Consider the following 922-nt stretch of genomic DNA (forward strand, 5'->3'; position numbering starts at 1 on the left):
CTTTGGTTGGTTTTTGATTGTGAATAGCCATATTTAGCGCATTACAAACAAGCTGTGTTGTCATGCGCTCATTTAAGCTATAGCCAACCACTTGCTTCGTGTAAAGGTCTTTTACCGCTGCTAAATACAGCCATCCTTCAACAGTCCATATGTACGTAATATCACTTGACCATGCTTGATTTGGTCTAGTCATTGAGAATTGTTGCTCCAGCAGGTTTTCATAGATCGCTCGATTATGGTCACTATTCGTAGTCCTTTTAAAACGCTTGTGTCGCTTACAATACAGGTGGTTCAGCGCTTTTATCTGACGTACAGCGTACATACTCATTTTTATACCCTGAGCTTGTAAGTATTTGGTTAATCGAATATAACCATAGCTCTGCCTTGTCTCCTCATGGGCTATTTTCACCAATATCGTCTGTTGATTTCGTTGAATCGTTCTTTTGCTCACGCCTCTCTTGAGCCAATCATAAAAACATGAAACTGAAACATGAAGTAATCGAGCCATTAAGGTAATTGGAAAAGAATATCTTTTTTGTTTCATATAGGCGTACCTTACTGACTTTCTTTGGCAAAGTACGCTGCTGCCTTTTTTAAAAATTCACGTTCCATTTCAGCTATTTTGAGCTGTTGTTTGAGTTTTTTATTTTCTTCGAGTAGAGCGTTTAGATCAGGTGAATATTGTTTTGTACCTGCTAAAGTTCCAGCCTTTGCTTTGGTATTCCAATTTGAAAGAGTTTGCATTGAAATGCTAAGTTGTCTAGCTGTTTCCGAGACATTGCCTTGATTGGCTTCAATTAATTTGATGGCTTCAGCTTTAAATTCTGTGGTGTAAGTCTTGTGTTTCTTGCTCATGGTAAACTCCTGATGAGTGTGTTTAGTTTACCAAGTTAAAACCTCCTCTTTTTTCAGCACACATCAA

At 38.1% G+C, this 922-nt stretch carries 1 pseudogene; it reads right to left on the minus strand.

The features are described 5' to 3' along the window. A pseudogene (locus tag AVJ20_RS18040) lies at positions 1-855 on the minus strand (IS3-like element ISAba22 family transposase); the annotation flags it as partial. Positions 856-922: the final 67 nt, after the last annotated feature.

Origin of the sequence: Acinetobacter sp. CFCC 11171 (assembly GCF_003268405.1) — a bacterium.
Taxonomy (GTDB): domain Bacteria; phylum Pseudomonadota; class Gammaproteobacteria; order Pseudomonadales; family Moraxellaceae; genus Acinetobacter; species Acinetobacter amyesii.